1 protein-coding gene is annotated in these 300 nt (G+C 66.0%); it reads left to right on the forward strand.

Annotated features, from left to right (window positions below; all coding sequences use genetic code 11):
* On the forward strand, positions 1 to 287 hold a 287-nt coding region (locus tag EN804_RS36260), incomplete at its 5' end, for a tyrosine-type recombinase/integrase (RefSeq protein WP_246693554.1).
* Positions 288 to 300 lie beyond the last annotated feature (13 nt).

Here is a 300-nt window from a genome sequence, read left to right on the forward strand (position 1 = left end):
CCGGCCGCGACCCCAATCGTCCAATCGACATGCAGGTGCTGTATTCGGCCTGCCGCTCGGCGCGCGCTGCCGCCGGCATCGACAAGCGGGTGACGGTGCACACGCTCAGGCACTCCTTCGCCACGCATCTGCTCGAGAACGGCACCGATATCCGCATCATCCAGGTGCTGCTTGGCCACAACAATCTTTCCTCGACGGCACGCTACACCAAGGTCTCGAACGGCCTCATCCGGCGCACGACGAGCCCGCTCGACAGGCTGAACGTTGAAGTGGTGCCGCCGGGCTGACCGGTTCCGCCCG

The organism is Mesorhizobium sp. M8A.F.Ca.ET.161.01.1.1, from assembly GCF_004792105.1.
GTDB lineage: Bacteria > Pseudomonadota > Alphaproteobacteria > Rhizobiales > Rhizobiaceae > Mesorhizobium.